Origin of the sequence: Flavobacterium anhuiense, from assembly GCF_004151235.1 — a bacterium.
Classification (GTDB): Bacteria; Bacteroidota; Bacteroidia; order Flavobacteriales; family Flavobacteriaceae; genus Flavobacterium; species Flavobacterium anhuiense_A.
Genome location: NZ_JUIV01000015.1, coordinates 1 through 26,031 on the forward strand (window position 1 = coordinate 1; position 26,031 = coordinate 26,031).

Sequence of the window (26,031 nt, forward strand, 5' to 3'; positions counted from 1 at the left end):
TCTTGTACAGCTACTGCAACTGTTGAAGTAATTCAGCCTGCTAATCCAGTCAATTTAAATACGGCGGTGGTATCTGGAATAACTACAACAACTGCTTCATTATCTGGTACAGCATCTTCTGACGGAATAAACACTGACAGTGGATCTTGCTTGACAGAAGTAGGTTTTGTATATGCTCAACATGCCAATCCTACTACAGCTGATACAAAAATCAATGTTACTGCTGCATTAGGAACATTTACAAACTCTTTAACGGGCCTTAGAGGAAACAGAACCTATTACGTTAGAACTTATGCTGTAAACAGTAACGGTTTTGTTAATTATGGAAACGAAGTAAGTTTTATTACTCAAAAATATACTCTTACTATAACTGCGGCAACAGGACATACCAAAGTATATGGTACAGCCGATCCTGTATTCAATTACACAGCTTTAGGTTTTGCTAACGGAGATACAAACTCCATACTTAGCGGTCTGCTTACAAGAGATGCGGGAGAAAATGTTGGAAAATACAACATTAAATTAGGAACAATTAATGCTGGTGCAGATTACATAATTACTTTTACTGGTGCAGAATTTGAAATTACTAAAGCCAACCAAACAATTACTTGGAATCAAACTTTAGAATTTGGATGCGCAGATTCAAACAATGTAACTTTAACTGCTACCACAGACAGCGGCCTGCCAGTTTCTTATACAATAGCAAATGCGGCATTGGGAACAATTTCTGGATCAACTTTAAACATTACAGGATCAGGAAACTCAACCATTACTGCAACTCAAATTGGAGATCAGAATCATAATGCTGCCACAGCCGTTGTTAAACCAATTGAAATAAGTCAATCTGGACTTGTTATTCAGCAATGGGCAAACGTTCTATTCTTTGATAATAAATCAAATAATTATGTGGCTTGGCAATGGTATAAAAACGGAGCTGCTATTTCTGGCGCAACTCGTCAGTATTATAGCGAAATTCAGCCTTTAAATGGTACTTATCATGTAATTGCAAAAGACAAAAACGGAAATTCTATCAAATCTTGTCCAATTGAAACTACTGGAACGGTTTTCACCAAGAAAATCAAAATTTATCCGAACCCAGTTAAGCCTAATGCCGAGTTTACTTTAGAGTGTGATTTTAGCGAATCTCAATTAAATGGATCTGAGGTGGTTATTTATGACATTGCAGGGAAATTAGTTCAGACTATTTCAAATGTAAAACCAAAAAATCAAATTATCGCTCCATCACAGACAGCCTTATACATTGTTGTTCTTAAACTGGCTGACGGTCAGTTAAAAACAATCAACTTATTGGTTAAATAAAAATGAGATTTAATTTAAAATTACAAGCAATGAAAATTAAAGCCACCATAGCTATACTAACACTGTTTAGCGTGACGATAAAAGCACAGGAAATTAATTTTAAAATTAACGGCGGTCCGTCTGGAATTCTATACGATAGCAATATCGGAGACGGTAAACTAAAGTTTGGCGGAGGAATAGGTGTTGGATACACCTACTTCTTCAGCAATCACTGGGGAATTTCGACAGGTGTTGATGTTACTTATAATCAAAATAGTTTTGAATTAGATAACGGAACGACAATTTCAACCTATGAAGTCGATGACCAGACTTCTGCATTTGAGTATCAAGTGACTCCTACAAACTACAAAGAAGAGCAGCATTTTATTGGTTTCGCGATTCCGCTAATGATGCAATACAGAACATCAATTGCATCTCAGACACAATTGTACTTTGGATTCGGAGGAAAAATTATGTTCCCAGGAAAACAAACTGTAAAAGCTTCAGCTTCTGAGTTACAGCTGAGCGGCTATTATCCAGATGTGAATCTTTTGGTTGACGATTTACCATCTCACGGATTCGGAAAAGTAACCAATTGGCAGGATAAAACAACTGTAAGCTTAGATCCTGCTTTTATGTTAAGTTTTGAAACTGGTCTAACATTCAAACTAGCAGAAAAAACAAAGCTTTATACAGGTTTATACGTTGATTACGGTTTAACAGATTTGGCAAAAGAAACTCCAAATACCAATATTGTGGCTTACAATCCGAACGGACTTGACAATATTCAGGCAAACGGTACAATTGGAAATAGCAGAATCGTTCAGGAAAGCCGTTATCTATCTGCTGGTGTTCAATTAAAATTAGGTTTTTCATTAGCTAAAGACAAATCAGAACCCGTAAAGGCAAAAGAAGAAACTTTTACTCAAACAGAAACGGCTCCTGTTCAGAAAGAGATTCCTGTACAGCAAAAAGTTGTAGAAGCAGTTCCTGCTAAAAAAGAACTGACTTCAGAGGAAAGAAACTATATTGAAAAACAGCCTCTTGCATTCCAAGAAGTTGGAAATACTAGCGTAACTCCAGAATTGGCAACAAGATTGGATGAAATTGCTAAAATTCTAAAATCAAACAAAGACACAGATCTGAATATTACTGGATATACTTGTGATATAGGAACTGAAAAACGCAATCTTGAAATTGGAATGAAAAGAGCTCAGGCAGTTTCAGATTATTTACAGAACAAAGGAATAGAGTCTAACCGTATGCATTTATTCTCAAAAGGAGAAAGCGAACCTTTAGTTCCAAATACTCCAGCAGAAAATAAACCGCAAAACAGAAGAGTTTCACTTACTCTGATAGACGCAAAATAATTTTTTTAAATTACAATTGTAAAAAGCATGACAAAAGAGTTCGTCTCTTTTTCATGCTTTTTCTTTTTTATAGCAATTCAAATCAGCTAATAAGCCCGAAAACAACTGTATATTTTCTAGACTTAATCTAAGCTTTACCTTCAAGATTTGTAAAAAATACTTTTCATTTATATACTGGAAATTATGATTCTTAATATTTCCAAACATCTTTATAAATCTCACTTTCACTTTCAATTAAGATTCAATTCTCAAGGTTAACATATACAAACAAATATAAAACAGTATGATTAGAATCATGTTTTGAAAAAAACGATGATAATATATTTACCCTATTAAAATTATGTATTTAAATATATTTTAAAGCAGGTTTAAAAGACAACACCATTAGCTTTCATAAAGCGACGTAGTAGAAAATTCAAGAATTAAGATGGACAAGAACTTTTTAGTACAGGAGATAATCCGATTGAAAAAAGAAAAAAATGCCGTTATCCTGGCTCATTATTATCAAGATGAGGATATTCAGGAAATAGCAGATTTCATTGGTGATAGTCTCGAATTGGCTAAAAAAGCACAAAATACCAATGCTGATATCATTGTTTTTGCAGGAGTTCATTTTATGGCAGAAACGGCAAAAATTTTAAACCCAAATAAAAAAGTAGTATTGCCTGATTGGAATGCGGGCTGTTCCTTGGCCGATGGCTGTCCACCTGAAGATTTCAAATTATTCAAAGATCAGTATCCAGATCATATTGTAGTCACTTACATCAATTGTTCTGCACAAATAAAAGCTATGAGCGATTTAGTCTGTACGTCGGCAAATGCCAAAAAGATAATCGAATCGATACCGGCAGAACAAAAAATCATATTTGCTCCAGACGAAAACTTGGGCAGATATCTTCAAAAAGAAACCAAACGCGAACTGGTCTTGTGGAAAGGCTCTTGTGTTGTGCATGAAGCCTTTTCATTAGACAAATTAATAGAGATATATAACAAAAATCCGACTGCAAAAATTGCAGCACACCCTGAATCTGAAGACCATATTTTAAAAGCAGCACATTACATTGGCTCAACTTCGGGAATTATTAATTTCATTAAAACGGATCCTACTGCCGTTTTCATTGTGGCCACAGAAGCCGGTATCCTGCATGAGCTTACGAAAGCTGTACCTGATAAAACGCTGATTCCGGCTCCTACCACAGATGACAACAGCTGTGCTTGTAGCGAATGTGCTTATATGAAAATGAATACACTCGAAAAACTGTATTTGTGCCTTAAAAATGAAAGACCAGAAATGCAGGTTTCAGAAAAACTGAGAACAGAAGCACTTAAGCCTATCGAAAGGATGCTTGAACTATCATAAAAAATGCAATAACTCTAAATCAAAATAACATGCTTAAAACAGATATATTGATCATCGGTTCTGGTATTTCGGGATTATTTTTTGCTATGAAAACGGCAAAAAAACGCCCAGATCTATCCATTGTTATAATGACGAAAGAAACAGCCAAAAACACCAATACAAGACTGGCTCAAGGCGGTATTGCAGTGGTGACAGACCTTATAAAAGACAGTTTCAATAAACATATACATGATACGCTTCGTTCTGGAGGTGGTTTATGCGATAAAGAAGTCGTTAATATGGTTATTAAACAAGCTCCGGAAAGACTTCAGGAATTAATTGAAATAGGAGCTTCTTTTGACAAAAATGAAAAAGGCCAATGGGATTTAGGTCTAGAAGGCGGACATTCACAACATAGAATATTACATCATAAAGATAGCTCCGGACAGGAAATCGAGCAGAAACTGCTCAAAATGATCAAGAAAATGCCCAATATTGAACTCCTAGAAAATCATATGGTCATTGACTTAAATACCGAAACAAAAAAAGCTAAAACAACTTGTACCGGAGCTTTTTTCTTTGAAAAAAAACACAATCGAATAAAATATATTAGAGCTAGAACCATTGTTTTAAGCACAGGCGGATGCGGACAGCTTTTTGAAAACACAACAAATCCGAAAATAGCAACCGGAGACGGCTTGGCAATTGCGGCACGAGCTGGCGCAGAAATTGTCGATATGCAGTACATTCAGTTTCATCCAACGGCTTTGTATGCAGGAAAAGAAAATCAGCTGTTTTTAATTTCTGAAGCTGTAAGAGGTTTTGGAGCTCATATTGTTAATGAAGAGGGAAAAAGATTTTTATTTAAATATGATATCAGGGGCGAATTGTCTACACGAGACATGGTTTCTAATGCTATTAGCAAAGAGCTTCAATTGAGTGGAAAAAATCATGTTTATTTAGACTGCAGACATCTTGATCCTAAAGCTTTTGCAAATCAATTTCCCGTTATCACAGCGCATTGCAACGAATTGGGAATCTATCCTGAAAAAGATTTAATTCCTGTTGTTCCTGCTGCACATTATCAATGTGGCGGGATTAAAGTAGATCAAAATGGAGTTACCACAATAAAAAATCTTTACGCAATTGGGGAATGCGCGAGAACAGGGCTTCATGGTAAAAACCGTTTAGCATCAAACTCACTTCTTGAGGCTTTGGTGTTTGCACATCAGGCTTCAGAAAATGTGGATAGAACTATTGCAGAATTTATTTATTCATCCAAAATATTGATTCCGAAATTTCCAAAGGCGCATAATGTCGATGATTATCTAGCTTTTGAAGTACTTAAAAAGGAATTGCAAAAATTGGTCACTTCATTTTACACTAGTGAAGAACGAGACGCCGATTTGACTTTTGAAAAAATAAAAGAGCTTAATAATTATGCTGTTTCGCTTACAGAAACACATGAAATTACGATTCCGTTTATCGAATTTTCAAATATGATTGCTGCTTCTTTGCTTATCGTTAAACAATGCAAAGCTGCTAAAGATCAAAAAATATGCTGAAACCCAAATTAATCTATACACCCCTACCATTATGAAACTAACAAGCAAAACCACTATTGGTGAAATCGTTGCTGACGATTTCAAAACAGCAGCAGTTTTTACAAAATTTCATATTGATTTCTGTTGCAAAGGCCATCGTACAATCGAAGAAGTTTGCAAAAAAAGAGATATTGAAGAAAGCGTTCTTATTGAACATATTGAAAAAGCAAGAAGCAGTTCTGCCAACCAGTCTTTTGATTATAAAAATTGGACAGCAGACATGATTGCAGATTATATAACCAAAACCCATCATAGGTATGTTGCAGAAAAGTCTCCTACTATTTTGGAATACTTAAATAAATTGTGCGGTGTTCACGGTGCGATTCATCCAGAGCTTCATGAAATTCATACTATTTTTTCAAAAACGTATTTGGATCTCACGGCTCATATGAAAAGAGAAGAGTTGGTTGTTTTTCCTTTTATTAAAAAAATGAATGCCGCATACAGTAAAGGTACAGAACTGGAAACACCGCCTTTTTTATCTATTGAAGCTCCAATTGTAACCTTAAAAGACGATCATGTTACAGAAGGACAACGTTTTAAGAGAATTGCAGCTTTAACCAATAATTATACACCGCCTATTGACTCATGCAACACTTATAAAGTAGCTTTTCTCATGCTGGAAGAATTTGACAAAGATTTAAAGAAGCATATTCATCTGGAAAACAATATTCTGTTTCCAAAAGCCATTGAGCTTGAAAAAACATTTGAAAAAGTGTCTTAAATAAAATCAGAACCATGGAAAAATATGTAATCAAACGCAACGGAGATTATAAGCCTTTTGAAGCTTATAAAATTCAGGATGCCATTCAAAAAGCCTTTCAGAGTGTTAGCCAGCCTGTAGACAAAAGAATTTTCAAAATCGTTCTTTCTGGTCTTGAGGCAAAATACTCGTGGCCTGTAGAAGAAATTCAGGATATTATAGAAAGAGTGCTTTTTGAGAATGGATATTTCCAGACCATGCGTTCGTTTATAATTTATCGCCATACGAGAAAATTACAGCGAGAACATATTAATGGTTTAAACGACGACACTACTTATATAGACAGTACGCAAACTGTTGAAGAATACATCAACCAGTCAGATTGGCGAATTAATGCAAATGCGAATATTTCGTATTCAAACGCGGGACTAGTCAGTAATACCGCGGGAAAAGTAATCGCCAATTATTGGCTGGATAAAATATATAATAAAGAAGAAGGTTCTGCTCACAGGAATGGCGACATACACATCCATGATTTGGATTGTCTTACCGGATACTGCGCTGGTTGGAGCTTACGTGTGCTGTTAAATGAAGGTTTTAACGGTGTGCGTGGCCGTGTCGAGAGCAGACCTCCTTCTCATTTTAGAGAAACATTAGGTCAAATGGCAAATTTTCTGGGAATTCTACAAAGCGAATGGGCAGGCGCTCAAGCTTTCAGTTCTTTTGACACCTATTTGGCTCCTTATGTTTTTAAAGATCAGCTTTCTTATGAAGAAGTGCTAAAAGGAATTAGAAGTTTTGTTTACAATTTAAATGTGCCTGCACGTTGGGGACAATCGCCTTTTACAAACATCACTTTAGATTGGAATGTACCCGAAGATTTAAAAGAACAGATTCCGACTCGAAATGATGAGCACTTATTTCTAAAAGTTACTGATGAAAATCTGATTGAAGAAGCTAAAAAAAGAGGCGTTTCAAAATTGATAGATTTAAAATATGCTGATTTTCAAAAAGAAATGAATCTTATCAATAAGGCATATTATACTATTATGACTGAAGGCGATGCAAACGGACAACCGTTTACATTCCCGATTCCGACAGTAAATATTACAGAAGATTTTGATTGGAATGGAGAAAATGTCGATTTGCTTTTTGAAAACACCGCTAAAATTGGTTCGTCTTATTTCCAGAATTTTATTGGCAGCCAATATATTTTGGATGAAAAAGGAAACCGCATTGAAAACCCTGACGCCTACAAACCAAATGCTGTACGCAGTATGTGCTGCCGATTACAGCTCGATTTAAGAGAATTATTAAAACGAGGAAACGGTCTTTTTGGAAGTGCCGAAATGACGGGAAGCATTGGCGTAGTAACCATCAATATGGCGCGCCTTGGATATCTTCATAAAGGAAACATCATTACTTTGTTTGAACATTTGGATGAATTACTCCAAATAGCTAAATCGACTTTAGAAAAGAAAAGAATCTTTATTCAGCAAATGTATGACCGCGGACTTTATCCGTACACACAGCGCTATTTGAAACATTTTAGAAATCACTTTTCTACAATTGGCGTAAACGGAATGAATGAAATGGTACTAAATTTTTCTGAAGGAAAACAAAATATAACCGACACTTCGGGAATACATTTTGCAACCGAAATTCTAGATCATATTCGACTGAGAATGAAAGAATTTCAGGAAGAAACTGGAAACCTTTACAATCTCGAAGCAACTCCGGCAGAAGGAACAACGTATCGTTTTGCAAAAGAAGACAAAAAGCGTTTTCCAGAGATTCTGCAAGCAGGACAAAATGAAAACATATACTATACAAATAGTTCACAAATTCCTGTCGATTATACTGACGATCCTTTTGAAGCGCTATTGCTTCAAGATGAATTACAATGCAAATATACTGGCGGTACAGTTTTGCATCTTTATATGAGAGAAAAAATAAGCAGTCCAGAAGCCTGTAAAAACTTCGTAAAAAAAGTTCTAACCTGCTTTAAATTGCCCTATATAACCGTAACACCAATTTTCAGCATCTGCCCTATTCATGGTTACTTAGACGGCGAACATGAATATTGTCCAAAATGCGATGAAATTTTACTCAATAAAAACAATCAAAGACACTTGGCTTATGAAAACGAAAACACTTAAAGTTCTAGAAGAAAACAAATCTCAAAGAAGCAAATGTTTGGTTTACACCCGTGTAATGGGGTATCACAGACCTGTAGAAAGTTTTAATATTGGAAAAAAAGGTGAACACCAACAGCGTACACATTTCGAAGAAACTATTATCTAATAAAGAAATATTTAGCCTCACACCTTTTACTTTATTAGACTATCCGCATAAAACAGCCTGCATTGTGTGGTTTGCGGGCTGTAACATGCGGTGTTTATACTGCTACAATCCAGATATTGTTTTAGGAAAAGGAAAGATTGATTTTGATTCGGTTCTTTCGTTCCTTAAAACTCGTAAAGGATTATTAGACGGAGTGGTTTTAAGCGGTGGCGAATGCACTTTACACAAAAAAATAATTGATTTTATAAAAGAAATCAAAACAATGGGATTTGCGGTTAAAATTGATACCAACGGTTCCAGTCCAAAAATATTGAATAGCCTGATTCGTGGTCAATTAATTGATTACGTCGCGTTAGATTATAAAAGTCTTCCTCATACCTTTAAACACCTAACGCAGTCAGGCTTATTTTCTGAATTTCAAGAAAGTCTTTCTCTTTTGATTCAATCGAATATTCCGTTTGAAGTTCGCACTACTTTTCATTCTTCTTTAATTACAGAAAGTGATTTTATTCAAATGATCAAATATCTTGAAAGTCAAAATTTTGAAGGTAATTATTATGTGCAACAGTTTATGAATAATGTGCCAACACTTTCAAAGTTAGACAATTCGACTAAAAAGATACAACTTAAAGACTTCTCTACTTTAAAAATAAAAGTTATTTTTAGAGATTAATAACTCAAAATGAACTTGTTATGACTTTACATCATTTTGTATTAATACTTCATCTTTTGGCTGCTACAATCTGGGTTGGTGGTCATTTGCTTTTGGCTATTTGTTACCTTCCAACAGCATTGAAGAAAAAAGATCCGCAGATTATTTTAAATTTCGAAAAAAAATATGAAAAACTTGGAATGTCTTCTCTCGCTTTACTTATTATAACTGGAATCTGGATGGCGTATGATTTTGGCGTAACGGCAGAAACCTGGTTTCATTTTTCAAGCGGATTTGAAAAAGTAATTTCAATAAAATTGATTTTACTTTTCTGCACTTTCTTTTGTGCAGTGTGTGCACAATTTTTCATTATCCCAAAACTTAGATCACATAATATCAATAAAATGTCTGCTATTATATTAACGGTCACTTCAATCGGTGTTGCCATGCTGATTTTAGGATCAACGTTGCGTTATGGTGGGATTTAAAATTCCTTCCAGTACTTTATTTGGTTCATTTATTAAGACATCATACCAACAAGTATTGGCCCGAATGCAGTCAATAATATATTAGCTAATGCGTAAGGAATAGTGTAGCCTAAAACTGGAAACTTGCTTCCTGATGCATCTTGAACTGCTTTTAATCCAATTGTTGAGGTACCTGCGCCAGTTTGTGCGCCAAGTAAAATTATTGGATTTATTTTTAATATATACCTTCCAAAATACAGTCCGATGATATGAGGAATTAAAGCAACAGCCACGCCGGCAAGCAAAATGCCAAAACCGGTTTCTTTAAGACCAGAAATAAAACTTGGACCCGCAGCAAGACCAACAAGTCCAATAAATGCTGCAAGACCTACGTTGTCAAATATCCACAAGGCGGGCTCTGGAATTCTGCCAAAAACAGGTGTTCTTGAATGCAGCCAGCCAAAAATGAGTCCCATTACCAATGCACCGCCGCTTGTTGTTAAAGTTATTGAAACTCCAAATAATGTAACCGAAAGCAAGCCCAATAGTCCACCAAGTACAATACCCAAACCAACAAAAATAATATCAGTCTCTGGACTTAAACGATCCAGATAACCTATTTCTTTTGCTGCTTCTTCTAGTTTTGCTGGTCTGCCTGAAAGATTCAAAATGTCGCCTCTATTTAAAACCGTCTTAGATTCAAGCGGTATTTCATGGTTTTCTCTAGTTATTTTATTTAGCATTAATCCATGATAAAAACTACTTTTTCGAAGAGACTTTACTGTCATGCCTTCAATTGCTTTATTGGTGATTGTAACATCTAAATGTGCTAGAGGGAAATTCAACAATTCTTCATCCAAAACTTCTGGCCCAACAGAAAAGAGGCTGTCCAAAATGATTCCATGCTGTCCCATAATTACCATTACATCATCTTTATGAATTATGGTGTCTGGTTTTGGATCTAGCAATTGATCTTTATGGCGTATTCTCTGAATAACAATGTTCTTGTTGGATATTAATCTCTCAAACTCGCTTATACTAATTCCAATCCATTTCTCATTGGTAATTCTATATGCCCGAATAATCCACCTCTGATAAGCGCTTTTCATTCCTGGACCGTATTCCTGTTCAGTTTCTCCTGAGATGATTTCAGCCAGTTGTTCGCTTTCTTTAACTAAATCAATACCAAGTAATTTTGGAGCAATTGCGGTCAGAAAAAAGACAAAAGATGTTGCTCCCACCAAATAAGTTACAGAATAGGCTACCGGAATATTGTTAATTAATCTAGTTTTTTCTGCATCATCAAGATTTAAATGGCTTATAGCATCTGAAGCAGTACCAATTACAGTTGATTCAGAAAACGCTCCTGCTAATAATCCTGCTGCTGTTCCTACATCATAACCTAAAAAAACAGAAACAGAATATGCCACTAACAAGCAAGCCAAACATATTACCAAAGTGAGCAACAATTGCGGAAATGCATTCTTTTTAAAACCTTGAAAAAATTGAGGCCCAACTTTATATCCCGTTGAAAACAGGAAAAAATCAAAGAAAATGGTTTTTACAATACCGGGAATTTCAATATCCAGCTGACCAATTAGAACACCAGCGAATAAGGTTCCTAATACTACACCAATTTTAAATGTTCCAATTTTAATGCGCCCGATTAAGAATCCAAGAGCCAAGCATAAAAAAAGTGCCAGTTCAGGATGTTCTCTAAGTATAGCTGTTACCATATTGCATTTTTTTTAGATAAATTTAATCAAAAAACACAAGTAACTAACTATATTTCAGTTATTTAAAAGCAATTATTTTAAATCACATTATATAAACAGAAAAATAACGTTGATAAATGTAAATAACTAGACACTTTCTACAGCAAGCGACTAAAACAAAATTAAAAATAATCCGAATCCAGCATCCAAGTTATTCCATCATCTTCATGAAACATCGGACAAAGAATTATTTTTTTCTCTCCTTTCTCATTGATAAGGTACCAATCTGTTGTATTAATTAAATCAAGAAATTCTCTTTCTGCTATTTCAGCCATCTTATCATTAGCTTCCTCATCTCCTTCTTCTATAAGAATACTTTCCAATATAGAATGTTTAATAAAATCTGCAAGATGTTTATTTTCAGGAAGCTCAGCTAAATAATTGAACTTATAGGTGATTACTCCAAAATCTCTCATATCAAAATACGTTTTAACAATCGATCCGATATTAAGATCTCTCCAGTACAATTCGAATTTCTTCATTATTTATCTTTAAATTATGAGTCTTTACTTCAAACAAATATAGACATATGAATTTCTTATTTATGATACGTTTCGAAACATTTCTGTATTTAAAATTAAAAAAATCAACTAAAATTTGCATATATGACCAATCGGTCATATATTTGCATCGTTAAATACAATCTATCATGACAAAAGGTGAAGAAACCAGACAATTTATTATAGAAAAAGCCGCTCCTATTTTTAACACAAAAGGAATTGCAGCTACTTCTATGAGCGATATTATGGAAGCGACTAAATTGTCTAAAGGAAGTATGTATGTTCATTTTGAAAACAAAGATGTTTTGGCCTGCGCAGCTGTAGATCATAACATGAAAATATTAAGCACTAAACTAGAAACGGCACTTAGAGACGGAAAAAGTGCCAAAGAGCAACTTTTTGCTTATATCGAGTTTTTTAGTAATCCGATCAATCCGCCAGTAATTGGAGGATGTCCTTTGTTAAACTTTGGAACAGAATCTGACGATACCAATCCAATTGTAAAAGAGAAAGTTAACAATGCTATCAAGCGAGGTCAGTCTCTTTTAACTTCGATTATAGAAAAAGGAATCGCTGACAAAGAATTTACGCCTGACTGGAACTCATCAGAATTTGCCACTGCCCTTTTTGCTATGCTTGAAGGAGGACATTTAATGTCTCGAGTGTCTGGCAATAACGATAATATGAAAACAATAGAAAAAACGCTTAAAAAAATTATATCTGAAAAATTGATATAATTTTTTTTATTATAAAAATGACCGATTGGTCATGTTTAAATTTTAGTATTAATAATAAAAAACAAATACCATGTCAAAAACAATTTTAATTACAGGAGCTTCAAAAGGATTTGGAAGAGCTTGGACAGAAGCTTTTTTAGCTAAAGGATACAACGTTGCTGCAACAGCAAGAAATCTTGATACTTTAAACGATCTAAAAGAAAAGTACGCAAGTAAAATTTTGCCATTAAAACTAGATGTCAACATTCGTGAGGAATCTCTAGAAGTGGTTAAGAAAGTAAAACAACATTTTGGAACAATTGATGTTTTGATCAACAATGCAGGTTATGCGCTTACAGGTGCCGTAGAAGAAGCAAACGAACAAGAAGCTAGAGAACAATTTGAAACCAATTTCTTCGGAACTTTATGGTTGACACAAGCTGTTATTCCGATAATGAGAGAGCAAAAAAGCGGTCACATTATTCAGGTATCGTCTATTTTAGGATTGGCAACTTTACCAACAGGAATGGGACTTTACAGCGCTTCTAAGTTTGCTATTGAAGGTTTAAGCGAAACTTTAGCATCTGAAGTAAAACAATTTGGAATCAATGTTACTTTATTAGAACCAAACGGTTATGAATCTAACATCTGGCATACTGGAATTACCAGCAAAAGTTTACCGTATTATGACGAAATCAAAAAAGCTTTATCTGAAAGAGAAAACATATTCGGTAAAGTTGAAGCAACAGCTCCAGCGGTTGTAAACTTGGTAGAAAACGAAAATCCTCCTTTACGTTTATTACTTGGAAAAGTGGCATTTCCGTTCGTAAAACAAAGCTACGATCAAAGATTAGAAAGCTGGGAAAAATGGAACGATGTTTCAGTTGAAGCGCATGGATAATTCATTTTCATTTTTTAAAATTAAGAAAGGCAATCATATACGATTGCCTTTCTTAGTTATACTAAATCAAATAATCAATCCATTTTAGACAAAAAACAGGTTGCATAAGCCGTTATTGTTTTTTATTTTTATAAAATCTGATGAAATACTAAGCATCTGATATAATGTTCTAAAAACAAGAAAAAATTAAAATGAGTAACGACAAAAAACTAAAAGCTGTCGCTTTCGGAGAAGTACTTTGGGATATTTTTGGCGATCAAAAAAAAATTGGCGGAGCGCCTTTAAATGTGGCACTTCGTATGAAAGCTCTTGGCGTTGATTCAAATATGATTAGCTGCGTAGGAAATGATGAAGATGGGCAAGCTATTATAAGCGAAGTCAATAAATTAGGATTGGATACCAATACTATTTTAAAATCTGATCACTTTCCAACAGGATTGGTAAACGTAACGTTAGACGAAAGCAAATCGGCTACTTACGAAATTCTTTATCCTTCTGCTTGGGACAAAATTATTCTTAACGAAGAAGCGAGAGAATTAGTAGTAAATTCAGATGTTTTAATTTACGGAAGTTTGGTCTGCAGAGATGAAGTTTCTCGAGAAGCATTGGACGAATTGCTTAAAACTCATACTTATAAAGTTTTTGATGTGAACCTTCGAAAACCGCATTATAATTACGAAATCCTACAGCATTTAATGCAGTCTGCTAATTTCATCAAATTTAATGATGAAGAAATTATGGAAATCAGTGCCGCTTTCAATTCGCCTTATAAAACTTTAGAAGAAAACATGAATTTTATCTGTTCTCTCAGCAATGCTACAGCGATTTGCGTGACAAGAGGAAAAGATGGCGCTTTATTATTGTGGGATAAACATCTTTATGAAAATGAAGGTTATACCGTAAAAGTTGAGGATACTGTCGGTGCAGGAGATTCTTTTTTAGGCGCTTTGGTCACTTCACTTTTAAACGGAAAAGAACCGCAAGCAGCTCTAAATTTTGCGTGCGCAACTGGTGCTTTAGTTGCTGGATCAGTTGGCGGAAATCCTAAAATTTCAATATTTGATATTGAGAATTTAATTAATAAAAATTAAAAGAAAATAAAAATACGCTACATAAAGGATAAATCTTTGTTTGTAAGCTTCAGAGAAGCTAAATATTTATAGCAAGGGATAAATGGCTACAACATAAAGCTCCAGCGGAGCGACATATTTTACCCTTAAATATGTCGCTCCGCTGGAGCTTTCTTTTATTCTTCATTGTAATTCTATAAATATTTTACCCCGCTGGGGTTTTACTGTAAAATAAAATTTATAAAAATTCCGTTCAACAAGCCATCTTTTTGATACAATCTCCTTTTTATACTTAAATCATTACCTTCTCCATTCAAACATGGGAACTATGTAAATTTTAAATGAAATTATTTCTTCCTAATCTATATGGGCGCAGTACCTTGTGAATCCAAATAATTTAAGGAAGAATGATGAAAAAATTACGAATTTCACTTATCAATATTCACGGACTTTTGAAAGGTTCTGGTTTAGAAATCGGACGAGACGCCGACAATGGAGGCCAAACCAAATACATATACGAATTAGCCGAATTTTTATCGCAGCATGAAGATGTAGAACACGTTCATCTTTTTACCCGATTAATAGACGATCCCGCCCTTTCGCCCGAATATGCGGTACCTATCGAAATTATCAATGACAAATTAGACATTAGAAGAATTCCGTTTCTGGGAAAAAAATACAAAGCTAAAGAACAGCTTTGGGAAGGTCTTGATCTTTTTGTAAATGGCGCGATGCAGCACATCAAACAGCATAACATTTTCCCCGATTGGATTCACTCCCATTATGCAGATGCGGGTTACGCTGCAGCCGAATTATCAGCCGTTTTAAATATTCCTTTTGCTCATACAGGACATTCATTAGGATTTTATAAAAAGAAAAAACTAATTGAAAGTGGTGAAACTGAAGAAGAATTGGAGAAAAAATTCAAGTTTAAAGCCAGAATTTCTGCAGAAGAGAGAACCTTAGAACTCGCAGAATTTATTGTCACTTCTACTGAACAGGAAATTGAAACCTACAAAGCTTACAAAAATTTTGAATTAGGAAAATACCACGCCATTTCTCCAGGAATCGATACTCGAAAATTTGTTCCTTATTACTATCAGGAAAACGATTCTGACAAACACATGGAAGAAGCACAGCGAAAATATTGGGTTGCCGAATCTATTTCAAAATTTCTTACCAATCAGCACAAGCCTATTATTCTGGCACTTTCGAGGCCTGACCGCCATAAAAACTTGAACACTTTAATTGAAGTTTACGGAAAAGACAAAGAACTGCAAAGCATTGCCAATCTGGTCATTTTTGCTGGTATTCGAAAAGACATTGCCAAGATGCCTGAATCTGAAAAAAACGTTCTAACTGATTTGCTTCTTTTAATGGACAAATACGATTTGTACGGGAAAATGGCCATTCCGAAAAAGCATGATGTCGAAAATGAAGTTTCTATCATTTATAGATATGCAGCAGAAAAAAGAGGTGTCTTTGTCAATTTAGCTTTGCATGAAAATTTTGGATTGACCGTTATCGAATCGGCTAGTTCTGGACTTCCTGTTGTGGTGACAAAAAATGGCGGACCTTCAGAAATTATTCCAGTTTGCCAGAACGGAGAATTAGTCAATCCCCAAGAAGAAAGTCAGATCAAAAAAGCACTTCGGAATATTTTAACCGATGAAAATCAATGGAAATATTATTCGAATAATGGAGCCATCAACATTCAGAAACATTATAGCTGGATTAGCCATGTTAATCATTATGTCGAATTGGTTAAAGAAAATCTTTCCCTTTCATCTGGAGCTGGAATCAAAAAACAGCATTATCCTAATATCAACATCAGCCGATTAAAAAGAAAAATCGATCATTTATTGGTTTCCGATATTGACGGAACATTGATTGAACCTAAACTGGCAAATCCGGGTTTGAAAGAATTAAAAGCACATTTGATCAATCGCACCGATAAAATGGCTTTTGCAATGGCTTCTGGACGAAATTTAGCATTAGTAAAAAAGGTAATTGATGAAGAAGAATTTCCTCTACCCGACTTTATAATCTGTTCTGTCGGAACTGAAATCTATTACACCAACGGAAAGGATTATATTTTGGACAAAGGTTGGGCAAAATTCCTTTCTGGAAGATGGAAAAGAGAAGAAATTGTCAATAAACTTAAAGCCATTAAATGGATCAAACTGCAGGAAGAAGAAGCTCAGAATCCGTATAAAATCTCTTATTATTATGAGAAAGAACAGTACAATCATGATGAACTGATTACTGTTTTAGGAACAGGATGGTATAAAGTCAATATTATTCCGAGTCACGGACAGTTTTTAGATTTTATTCCCAAAAGAGCATCAAAAGGAAATGCAATTAAGTTTTTATGCCGAAAATGGTCTATTCCATTAAGTAATGTAATTGCTGCTGGAGATTCAGGAAACGATGTCGATATGTTTAGAGGTTCCATAAAAGGAATTATTGTTGGAAACCGAAGCGCAGAATTGGCAGATTATGAAACCACAAAAAGTATTTATGTGGCTAAAACTTCGGCTTCAGAAGGAATTTTAGAAGGTTTAAAACATTATAAAGTCATAAAATAACATTCGTTGAGGATAAAATTTTAAACACATAGAAACGCAAAGTATGTCATTCCGAGGAACGAGGAATCTCACTCGTAAATCGACAAAGATTGACAAATATTGGAACGGAAATTCTAGTGTGATCTCTCCTTCGTCGAGATGACAAAAATGCTTTCCATGTTTGTTAGCCAAAGTGAAACGCCTTTTCAGCACAAAAAAGCTGTATCTCTATGTGTTTAAAAAATAAAAAAAATTATACTAACAGTTTAAAATAAATAATAAAATGTATTCAGGTTCAGGATTTAGCAACTGGGAAATTGGAGATGTTGATGTATTTATAGATGAAAAAGGAGTTCATCATTTATTTCATTTAATCATTCCCAATCACGATTATATCGCACATGCAATCTCAAAAGACGGCCTTTCGTGGAAACGAGTAAAAAATGCACTATTTGTAGGTGATCCAGGAGAATGGGACGATGATATGTTATGGACGATGCATGTCAGCAAAAAATCGGATGGCGAGGGTTATGAAATGTATTATACTGGCTTGAAACGTCAAGACAAAGGAATTGAACAAAAAGTAGGTCGTGCCATTTCTCCCGATTTAATTACTTGGAAAAAAGAAAACCTATACGGACTTCCTTTTAAAAGTGAAGCGCCACATTATGAAGGTTCAAACAATAATCCACGTCAATGGATTAGTTTTAGAGATCCGTTTAAATACCAATACAAAGGCGAAGATTATTTGTTAATCTGCGCCCGAAGCGCCTCTGGACCAACATACCGCAGAGGCTGTATTGGTGTTGCCAAAAGAGAAAAAGAAGGTTTTGTGTTGCAGAAACCGCTTCATATTCCGTATGTATATGATGATGTAGAATGTCCGTGTGTCTTTGAGATTAAAGGAACTCATTATCTTTTAGGATCCATCAGGGAAGATATTAAAGTACGATATTGGTCTTCTTCAGAATTTAGGGGTGAATATTCTGCTTTTCACAACAACGTTTTAATGCCTCAAGGAAATTATGCTGCAAGAGTAGTCAAAGAAGGAAAACATTTTCTGGTTTATAATTTCTACTTCGCAGACGGAAATGTCAATACGCATCGCGTAATTCCGCCTCCAAAAGAACTCGATGTCGACAAAAGCGGAAGACTTTTATTGAAGAGCTATTATTATTGGCAGAAACTATATAAGAAAACCATTCTTCAAAAAGATCTTCCTCTTCCCTTGCCTATTTTAGGAAATCCAACAGCCGATTTTGTTTTAGAAAATGAAAGCAAATGGCGTTTTGGATGCCGAAGCGGTTATGAAATATACGGTTTCGAAAAACCTTCTAATGATTTTGTCTGGGAAGGAACATTGTCTGTAGAAGGAATGGGAAAAACAGGTTTTGTGATTGAATGTGATAAAGAAGGAACGGGATATTATATTTCGATTGATTTCATGAATGGTTTTGTACAATTCAGAGCTTGGGGATTTAATGAAAAAGACGTCAAGAATAATTTTATCTTCGAAAACATTCAAACCAACCAATTCGAAATTGGAGAAGAAAAACAAATTTCTTTTAAGATTATCCGCTACGGAAATTATTATGAACTCTCAATAAATGATATCGTAAAACTGACTTTATTGGATTTTAAATACAATGAAGGAAAAATTGGTATTTATGTCTGTTCTGCTGTAATTTCGATCAGCGATTCTAAAATTCATGTTATTCCAGAACCAGAAAATGAATATGCCGCTTCAGATCCTGAAAAATATGATAATGAACTACAGCCTAACTCTTTAATTTAAAATATTGACTTATAGTAGTTTAATTTAAGTATATAGTCTCGATTTGCGTATTTTTATCATTTCGACGAAGGAGACCCGAGCGATAGCGAATTGGCGAAGCAAATCTCCATAAGTAGCTCGACAAAGATTGTCAACTCTAGGAACGGAGTTTCTTGCGAAGATTTCTCTTTCGTCGAAATGACAATTATTGTGGTCATAAATGTCAAACTTTGTCAAAGTTTAAAACTTTGACAAAGTTGAACTCACTTCACAAAAATGATAACAGGATAACACAGCTGTTTTTATTTTGAAAGATTAAACCTATATTGGCATTCCAAACTCATAATTTAATAAAATGCCACAAAGTCCGTCTCCAGAAGATGTAAAACGAGTTTTCGAAAATTACTTTACTGCCGATATGAATATCTGGAAAGGGTTTTCGGAGAAAATTAAAGTCCGTGAATTTGAGAAATCAGAAATTATAAAAGATTATCACGGTGTCGAAAAATATCTTAACATCATCATTAAAGGATCTGCGGGATTGTTTGTTTGGGACGGAAAGAGAGACATTTGCATTAATTTATTGTATGAAAATAGTTTTATAAGCGATTATATGTCATTCTTAAATCAGCAGCCGTCGGTTATTAAAACCGAAGCCTTAGAAGATTTAACGCTTTGGTCTATTTCTCATCAAGATTTAAATGAATTGTACCAAAGATCGGAAACAGGCTTGCGAATTGGAAAAGCGATTTCTGAAATGCTCTATGTACGCAAACAGCAGGAACAGATTAATCTTTTGACGCTTTCTCCTCAAGAACGTTATTTGAAACTGATTGAAGGCCGTCCAGAAATTTTTCAGAGAACGCCTTTAAAAATCATTGCTTCTTATCTCGGATTAACAGCCGAAAGTTTAAGTCGAATTCGAAAAAGAGTCATGGAAAAATGATTTCTTACCCAAAGTCAATTTTATTTTCATTTATGCGCCATAAGTTTGCTTCACTAAACCAAACAAATTTAAAACGATGAAAAATAAAATCAACTTCGGAGCAATTATAGTTTTTTATGTAATCGCAGTAATCTGCAGATATGCAGCTGTTAAAACCAATTTATTATCAGGAATAGAAAATCCGTATTTAGTGATTTTACTTCGCGGTGCGGGACCTGCTTTAGGAGCTTTGGCTGCAATCAAGATATTCTCGCTTCATAACCCAATGTCTCTAAAAGGAATATACAAAAATGCAATTGTTCCTTTTGCCGTATATTGGTTGCTCCCTGCCGTTTTAATTGCAGGAGTTTATTACGCTACTATTGGCAAATTCCCAATTTTATTAATGTTTACTGTTCTGGCTTACGGACTTTTGGAAGAAATCGGATGGCGCGGATTTTTACAAGAACAATTAAAATCGCTTCCTAAATTTACTTCTATAGTGATTATTGCTGTCCTTTGGTTTGCATGGCATTTAAATCTGGAAACAACTCCAAGCAACATGATTTTCCTTGGAATCATTTTCTTCGGAACTTGGGGAATCGGAAAAGTATATTCTTCTACAGGTTCATTGCTAGCTGTGGCAGGAGTGCATTCACTAAACAATTTCTTTCGTAACGGTTTGCACGAAACAGAACTTACTTTGATTGTAATTTTACTAGTTATATGGATTGGTTTTATTATTCTTTACAACAGAAAATATAAAACTGTTGTAAATCCTGCTTAAATTATTTTTGCAGGCAATTGAGATAGTTTCTGCATAACCTAATAGAATAATTTTTTCACGCAGATTATGCAGATTAAATCAGTGAAAATCCCTTAATCTGTGGCAGAAAAAACAGCGCAAACTTTAGTTTTGCGCTGTTTCTATTTTTAATTAAGCCTTTCAGTAGTTTCCATTCTTAAGCAATGCTCACTTCCTAAATAAAGCGGATTTCCATGTTTTTCAGACCAGAATCCGTCTAAAACATCTTTTGTGACACATCTATACACTACAACGCCTTTGTAAATTTTATTGTCGTCTCCTTTGTAATTGAAATTAATTACCAGAATATTATCTTTAAAGAAACCTGTCCCTTTTTGCTGATGCGAGTTGATAACCCAATTTGCTTTAATTCGGTTGTTTTTGTCTAAAGTCAAAGTCAAAACACCTTTGTATGTAATTTCATTGCTCTCATCCTGATTGCTTCCCGAAACCGAAAAAGTGCCTACTAGATCTTGTATTGTCATTTATAAATGCTGCTATTTTTTGCAAAAGTAAAGATTATCTTTTAAATGAATTTTTATTCTGTTTTTCTAACCAAAACTCAATTAGCTTTTTAAGATAAAAGTTGAAATTTTGTTAACTTCTTATCAAATTAAGTAAAGTTCGTGTAAGAATTATGACTAAATTGGTAGTATGAGAACAAATCCCGATGTACTTATTATTGGCGGCGGTCTTGCTGGTCTTGCAAGCGCTTTACACTTGTCCAAAAAAGGATTGAAGGTTGTTCTTATCGAAAAAAATACATATCCAAAACATAAAGTCTGCGGAGAATATATTTCAAATGAAATTCTACCCTATTTATTTTGGTTGGATTTAGACGTTAGGAAACTTCACCCAACAAGTATTTCTAATTTTGAATTTACAGCACAAAATGGAAAAACGGCAAAAACTAAACTTCCATTAGGCGGCTTCGGCATAAGCCGTTATGAATTGGATCATTTTCTATTTCAAAAAGCTGTAGAAAATGGCTGTACTATTATAACAGAAACAGTTACAAACATTTCTTTTGAAAACGACATTTTTACCGTAACCACTTCTGAAGAAATGCTTTCTGCTAAAATCGTTTTGGGCGCTTACGGCAAAAGATCTAATGTTGATCAGGTTTTGTCAAGAGATTTTATTTCTAAGAAATCGCCGTGGCTGGCCGTCAAAGGGCATTATTCTGGAAATTTTGATGAAAAACTTGTCGCTTTATACAATTTTCAAGGCGGTTATTGCGGTGTTTCAAAAGTTGAAAATGATGTCATAAACATTTGCTATCTAGCCGATTTTGAAACTTTTAAAAAATATAAAAATATAGAAGAGTATCAGAAATCTGTACTTTATAAAAACAAGAAACTGAAAGCTGTTTTTGAAAACAGCACTTCCCTATTTGAAAAACCATTAACCATAAGCCAGATTTCATTTGACAAGAAAGAACCGGTTGAAAATCATATTTTAATGATTGGCGATACCGCAGGATTAATTCATCCCATGTGCGGCAACGGAATGGCAATGGCGATTCACAGCGCCAAAATTGCTTCTGAATTAGTATTGGATTTCTATTACGGAAAAATAGAATCAAGAAGCGAATTTGAGAAAAAGTATATTCAAGAATGGAAAAAGCATTTCAGTAAAAGATTATTCTTTGGGCGTTTATTAGCCAAAGCGCTCACATACAAAAATTTTACGCATGTAATGACAACTGTAGCGGCTTCAATTCCGTCATTACTTTCCTTTATTGTAAAACAAACACACGGCCGTCCCATAACAGTTGAATAAATGAGCGTAAACACCAAATATAGAACCGAAGAAATTGAAATCATGGACGATTTTTCGCTAGAAGGCGAAGAATTGATCGGTGCTTTAGATCAAATTGCTTCTATCAATCAATTGCTTGGAGGCAATAAATTGACGCTTCACGGCATAAAAAAACTTTTAAGCAAAACTGATATTTCAAAAACGATAATAATAGCAGACATAGGTTGTGGAAATGGCGATATGTTGAGAATGCTCTCGAAATATGGAAAAAAACGTAATCTAAATTTTAAACTGATTGGCATTGATGCAAACGCTTTTACGATCAACTATGCTAATAAACTTTCTAAAGATTTTCCAAACATAGAATATCTCTGTATGGATATTTTTAGTGAAGAATTTAGCCAATTAAAATATGATATTGTTCTATGTACGCTCACATTACATCATTTTACAACAAACCAAATTGCAGATGTAATGAATACTTTAAACAAAAGTGCTTCAATAGGTATTGTTGTAAATGATCTACATAGAAGCAAATTAGCGTATCGACTATTCGAACTTATTGGAGTTGTCTTCAATCTCAACAATATGTCGCGCAATGACGGATTAATTTCTATTCTTAAAGGATTTAAAAAGAAAGAATTAGAGCATTTATCAAAAAAATTAAATCTAAAAAACTACTCCATAAACTGGAAATGGGCTTTTCGCTACCAGTGGATAATTACAAAAATATGAGTGTCAAAATAATTACAGCTGTTAAACAGCTTCCGCAATATTCCAGAACAACAGAAGAAATACTTCCGCTTGTCGATGTGTGGCTTGAAGGTCAGGAAGAACGTTTCATCAAAAAAGTAAAAAAGATATTTGAAGGTGCTTCTGTAGATAAACGTTATTCTATCATGGAACCTTCGGAGGTTTTTACTGCCACTTCATTTGAAGAAAAAAATGATATTTACAGCCGTGAAATGATTGTTCTAGGACATCAAGTTCTAGAAAAAGCATTAGAAAAAACAGGCTGGGATCCGCAGAGTTTAGATTACATCATTACGGTAAGCTGCACCGGAATTATGATTCCTTCGCTTGATGCTTATCTGATTAATAAAATGAAATTACGACAAGATATTGTTCGTCTTCCTGTAACCGAAATGGGTTGTGCAGCTGGAATATCTGGAATTATTTATGCGAAGAATTTCCTCAAATCAAATCCGGGCAAACGTGCAGCTGTAATTGCCGTAGAATCGCCAACTGCAACATTTCAGCTCAATGATTTCTCGATGCCTAATATTGTCAGCGCTGCCATTTTTGGAGATGGTGCTGCCTGCTGTTTACTGTCATCAAAAGAAGAAGATTCTGGCCCCGAAATTCTCGACGAACAGATGTATCATTTTTACGATGCCGAACATATGATGGGCTTTAAACTCACTAATGGTGGACTGCAGATGGTTCTGGATATTGAAGTTCCAGACACAATCGCTTCGCATTTTGGCGACATTATCCATCCTTTCTTAAAACAGAATAATCTAGAAATAAAAGATATTGACCACATGATATTTCATCCGGGCGGAAAGAAAATCGTCACAACCGTCGAATCGCTTTTTGCGGGATTGGAGAAAAACATTGACGATACAAAAGAAATCCTGAGAGATTATGGCAACATGTCGAGTGCTACCGTTTTATACGTTTTAGAAAATATTATGAACCGAAATCCGAAAAAAGGAGAAAAAGGTTTAATGCTCAGTTTTGGCCCAGGATTTTCGGCACAAAGAGTTTTATTGCAATGGTAATTTGAAAGTTTATGAAATTAGATGATATTATCGCACAGCTTCCGTACAGCGAACCTTTTTTGTTTGTCGATGAATTGCTTCATGCTGACGAAAACGGTGTAACAGGAACTTATACATTTCGAGAGAATCTTGACTTTTACAAAGGGCATTTTAAAGATAATCCCGTTACTCCGGGCGTTATTTTGACTGAAACGATGGCTCAGATAGGAATGGTTTGCTTGGGAATATTTCTTTTAGGAAATGAATTAGGAGCAAATACCGTAATCGCTTTTACTTCTGCCGATATGGAATTTTTGAAACCCGTTTATCCAAATGAAAAAGTAACAGTAACTTCTGAGAAATTGTTCTTTCGTTTTGGAAAATTAAAATGCAATGCAGTAATGAAAAATGAAGCTGGACAAGAAGTTTGCAGAGGTGTTCTGGCAGGAATGATAACAAAAAGATTATGAAAAAGCGAGTTGTAATAACTGGTCTCGGAGTTGCTGCGCCAAATGGTGTTGGAATTCCTTCATTTACTCATGCGCTGCAAAACAGCATTTCGGGTATTCGACATGATGCTCAGCTTGAAGAATTGCAATTTTCTTGTCAGATTGCGGGTCAGCCTCAAATATCTGAGGAATTGAAATCGCAATATTTTACAGAACTCGAACTTCGCGGATTTAATAGTACAGGAATCTTATACGGCGTTATTGCAGGTCTTGAAGCTTGGCATAATGCAGGATTGCCTTTCAATGAAAATCCCGATTGGGACAGCGGAGCTATTTTTGGAGCTGGCACTTCTGGAATAGATAAATTTCGCGAAAGCATTTATAAAATTGATGAACTGCAAGTACGGAGATTAGGAAGCACTGTTGTTGCACAAACCATGAACAGCGGTGTAAGTGCTTATCTTGGTGGTAAAATCGGATTAGGAAATCAGGTTACAACAAATTCTTCGGCTTGCACGACTGGGGCTGAAGCTATTTTGATGGCTTATGATCGAATACAATCTGGACAGGCAAAACGAATTTTGGCTGGAAGCACATCTGATAGTGGCCCTTATATTTGGGGAGGTTTTGATGCGCTTCGTGTTTGCTCATCCAAATTTAATGATAAACCCGAAGAAGGTTCAAGGCCCATGAGCGCTACGGCAGCAGGATTTGTTCCTGGAAGCGGTGCTGGCGCTTTTGTTATTGAAGATTTGGAAACTGCTTTAGAACGTGGAGCAACAATTTATGCCGAAATTTTGGGAGGAAACGTCAATTCGGGCGGACAAAGAGACGGCGGAACCATGACCGCTCCCAACAGCAGGGCGGTACAAAGATGCATTAAAACAGCTATCGAGAATTCTGGAATTCATCCGAATGAAATTGATGCTATAAACGGTCATTTGACTGCTACGACAAAAGACAGTCTTGAAATTGAAAATTGGACAAAAGCATTAGGAAGAAATGGCGCTGATTTTCCGTATATTAATTCTTTAAAAAGCTTAACTGGCCATTGTTTAAGTGCTTCTGGAAGTATCGAAAGTGTTGCTGCAGTATTACAACTTCATGAAGGATTTTTGTTTGGAAATAAAAACTGTGCTGATCTTCATCCTGAAATTGCTGAATTGATTGCCCCTTCAAAAGTACTTTTAGAGACTATTAAAACTAATCCAAAAATAATTGCAAAAGCCAGTTTTGGTTTTGGCGATGTAAATGCATGTATATTATTTAAAAAATTCGAAAACTAAC

Annotated in this window: 24 protein-coding genes; 21 read left to right on the forward strand and 3 right to left on the reverse strand. The window is 34.9% G+C overall.

What is annotated here, in order from left to right; translation table 11 throughout:
- From NU08_RS16480 to NU08_RS16520, 9 genes are all read left to right on the forward strand, one after another.
- Window positions 1-1,320 (forward strand): MBG domain-containing protein (locus NU08_RS16480; RefSeq protein ID WP_129748213.1); only part of this gene is annotated, 1,320 nt, incomplete at its 5' end.
- A gap of 29 nt (window positions 1,321-1,349) precedes the next feature.
- A complete protein-coding gene (locus NU08_RS16485) occupies window positions 1,350-2,669 on the forward strand; it encodes an OmpA family protein (RefSeq protein WP_165352469.1) in 1,320 nt (439 codons plus the stop codon).
- Window positions 2,670-3,096: 427 nt separating this feature from the next.
- Window positions 3,097-4,029, forward strand: coding sequence for a quinolinate synthase NadA (nadA, locus tag NU08_RS16490; protein ID WP_129748215.1), 933 nt, complete (start codon window positions 3,097-3,099; stop codon window positions 4,027-4,029).
- Window positions 4,030-4,058: 29 nt separating this feature from the next.
- Complete coding sequence (nadB, locus tag NU08_RS16495) at window positions 4,059-5,573, forward strand: L-aspartate oxidase (RefSeq protein WP_129748216.1); 1,515 nt, start codon at window positions 4,059-4,061, stop codon at window positions 5,571-5,573.
- A gap of 31 nt (window positions 5,574-5,604) precedes the next feature.
- Window positions 5,605-6,336: an iron-sulfur cluster repair di-iron protein gene (gene ric / locus NU08_RS16500; RefSeq protein ID WP_129748217.1), complete on the forward strand. Its 732-nt coding sequence runs from the start codon at window positions 5,605-5,607 to the stop codon at window positions 6,334-6,336.
- 14 nt (window positions 6,337-6,350) lie between these two features.
- A complete protein-coding gene (locus tag NU08_RS16505; protein WP_129748218.1) occupies window positions 6,351-8,474 on the forward strand; it encodes a ribonucleoside triphosphate reductase in 2,124 nt (707 codons plus the stop codon).
- A complete protein-coding gene (gene nrdD / locus NU08_RS22545) occupies window positions 8,455-8,619 on the forward strand; it encodes an anaerobic ribonucleoside-triphosphate reductase (protein ID WP_129748219.1) in 165 nt (54 codons plus the stop codon). Before NU08_RS16505 ends, nrdD begins: the two co-directional genes overlap by 20 nt.
- Window positions 8,576-9,292, forward strand: a complete 717-nt coding sequence (locus tag NU08_RS16515; protein ID WP_242502579.1) for an anaerobic ribonucleoside-triphosphate reductase activating protein — start codon at window positions 8,576-8,578, stop codon at window positions 9,290-9,292. The genes nrdD and NU08_RS16515 overlap by 44 nt, the downstream gene beginning before the upstream one ends.
- 20 nt (window positions 9,293-9,312) lie before the next feature.
- Window positions 9,313-9,759, forward strand: coding sequence for a CopD family protein (locus NU08_RS16520; protein WP_129748220.1), 447 nt, complete (start codon window positions 9,313-9,315; stop codon window positions 9,757-9,759).
- Window positions 9,760-9,791: 32 nt separating this feature from the next.
- Here NU08_RS16520 and aspT read toward each other — a convergent pair whose 3' ends face one another.
- Together aspT and NU08_RS16530 are read right to left on the reverse strand one after the other, a co-directional pair.
- Window positions 9,792-11,474, reverse strand: coding sequence for an aspartate-alanine antiporter (gene aspT, locus NU08_RS16525; RefSeq protein WP_129748221.1), 1,683 nt, complete (start codon window positions 11,472-11,474; stop codon window positions 9,792-9,794).
- A gap of 161 nt (window positions 11,475-11,635) precedes the next feature.
- The gene (locus NU08_RS16530; RefSeq protein ID WP_129748222.1) at window positions 11,636-11,995 is read right to left on the reverse strand and encodes a hypothetical protein; all 360 of its coding nucleotides are present in this window, start codon (window positions 11,993-11,995) and stop codon (window positions 11,636-11,638) included.
- 167 nt (window positions 11,996-12,162) lie between these two features.
- Between NU08_RS16530 and NU08_RS16535 the strand changes: the two genes are divergently transcribed.
- From NU08_RS16535 to NU08_RS16565, 7 genes are all read left to right on the forward strand, one after another.
- On the forward strand, window positions 12,163-12,750 hold the full coding sequence (locus tag NU08_RS16535) for a TetR/AcrR family transcriptional regulator (RefSeq protein ID WP_129748223.1): 588 nt from the start codon (window positions 12,163-12,165) through the stop codon (window positions 12,748-12,750).
- Window positions 12,751-12,820: 70 nt separating this feature from the next.
- Entirely contained in the window at window positions 12,821-13,630 is an 810-nt protein-coding gene (locus NU08_RS16540; RefSeq protein WP_129748224.1) for an SDR family NAD(P)-dependent oxidoreductase, read from the forward strand.
- 191 nt (window positions 13,631-13,821) lie between these two features.
- Entirely contained in the window at window positions 13,822-14,721 is a 900-nt protein-coding gene (locus NU08_RS16545) for a carbohydrate kinase family protein (RefSeq protein WP_129748225.1), read from the forward strand.
- A 386-nt stretch (window positions 14,722-15,107) separates the two neighbouring features.
- Complete coding sequence (locus NU08_RS16550; RefSeq protein ID WP_129748226.1) at window positions 15,108-17,288, forward strand: HAD-IIB family hydrolase; 2,181 nt, start codon at window positions 15,108-15,110, stop codon at window positions 17,286-17,288.
- Window positions 17,289-17,550: 262 nt separating this feature from the next.
- On the forward strand, window positions 17,551-19,062 hold the full coding sequence (locus NU08_RS16555) for a glycosyl hydrolase family 32 (protein ID WP_129748227.1): 1,512 nt from the start codon (window positions 17,551-17,553) through the stop codon (window positions 19,060-19,062).
- Between the two features lie 334 nt (window positions 19,063-19,396).
- On the forward strand, window positions 19,397-19,987 hold the full coding sequence (locus NU08_RS16560) for a Crp/Fnr family transcriptional regulator (RefSeq protein WP_129748228.1): 591 nt from the start codon (window positions 19,397-19,399) through the stop codon (window positions 19,985-19,987).
- 76 nt (window positions 19,988-20,063) lie between these two features.
- Window positions 20,064-20,753 (forward strand): CPBP family intramembrane glutamic endopeptidase, encoded by a 690-nt coding sequence (locus NU08_RS16565; RefSeq protein ID WP_129748229.1) that lies wholly within the window; start codon window positions 20,064-20,066, stop codon window positions 20,751-20,753.
- A gap of 146 nt (window positions 20,754-20,899) precedes the next feature.
- Here NU08_RS16565 and NU08_RS16570 read toward each other — a convergent pair whose 3' ends face one another.
- A complete protein-coding gene (locus NU08_RS16570; RefSeq protein ID WP_129748230.1) occupies window positions 20,900-21,256 on the reverse strand; it encodes a hypothetical protein in 357 nt (118 codons plus the stop codon).
- A 169-nt stretch (window positions 21,257-21,425) separates the two neighbouring features.
- Here NU08_RS16570 and NU08_RS16575 point away from each other — a divergent pair, with 169 nt between their 5' ends.
- Genes NU08_RS16575 through NU08_RS16595 form a run of 5 tightly spaced genes read left to right on the forward strand, consistent with a single transcriptional unit; the run spans window position 21,426 to window position 26,030 of the window.
- Entirely contained in the window at window positions 21,426-22,553 is a 1,128-nt protein-coding gene (locus NU08_RS16575) for an NAD(P)/FAD-dependent oxidoreductase (RefSeq protein ID WP_129748231.1), read from the forward strand.
- The gene (locus tag NU08_RS16580) at window positions 22,554-23,267 is read left to right on the forward strand and encodes a methyltransferase domain-containing protein (protein WP_129748232.1); all 714 of its coding nucleotides are present in this window, start codon (window positions 22,554-22,556) and stop codon (window positions 23,265-23,267) included.
- The gene (locus NU08_RS16585) at window positions 23,264-24,316 is read left to right on the forward strand and encodes a type III polyketide synthase (protein ID WP_129748233.1); all 1,053 of its coding nucleotides are present in this window, start codon (window positions 23,264-23,266) and stop codon (window positions 24,314-24,316) included. The genes NU08_RS16580 and NU08_RS16585 overlap by 4 nt, the downstream gene beginning before the upstream one ends.
- Before the next feature lie 11 nt (window positions 24,317-24,327).
- Window positions 24,328-24,765 carry a 3-hydroxyacyl-ACP dehydratase FabZ family protein gene (locus NU08_RS16590; protein WP_129748234.1) on the forward strand — a complete coding sequence of 146 codons (438 nt, stop codon included), beginning with the start codon at window positions 24,328-24,330 and terminating at the stop codon, window positions 24,763-24,765.
- The gene (locus tag NU08_RS16595; protein ID WP_129748235.1) at window positions 24,762-26,030 is read left to right on the forward strand and encodes a beta-ketoacyl-[acyl-carrier-protein] synthase family protein; all 1,269 of its coding nucleotides are present in this window, start codon (window positions 24,762-24,764) and stop codon (window positions 26,028-26,030) included. The genes NU08_RS16590 and NU08_RS16595 overlap by 4 nt, the downstream gene beginning before the upstream one ends.
- Window position 26,031 lies beyond the last annotated feature (1 nt).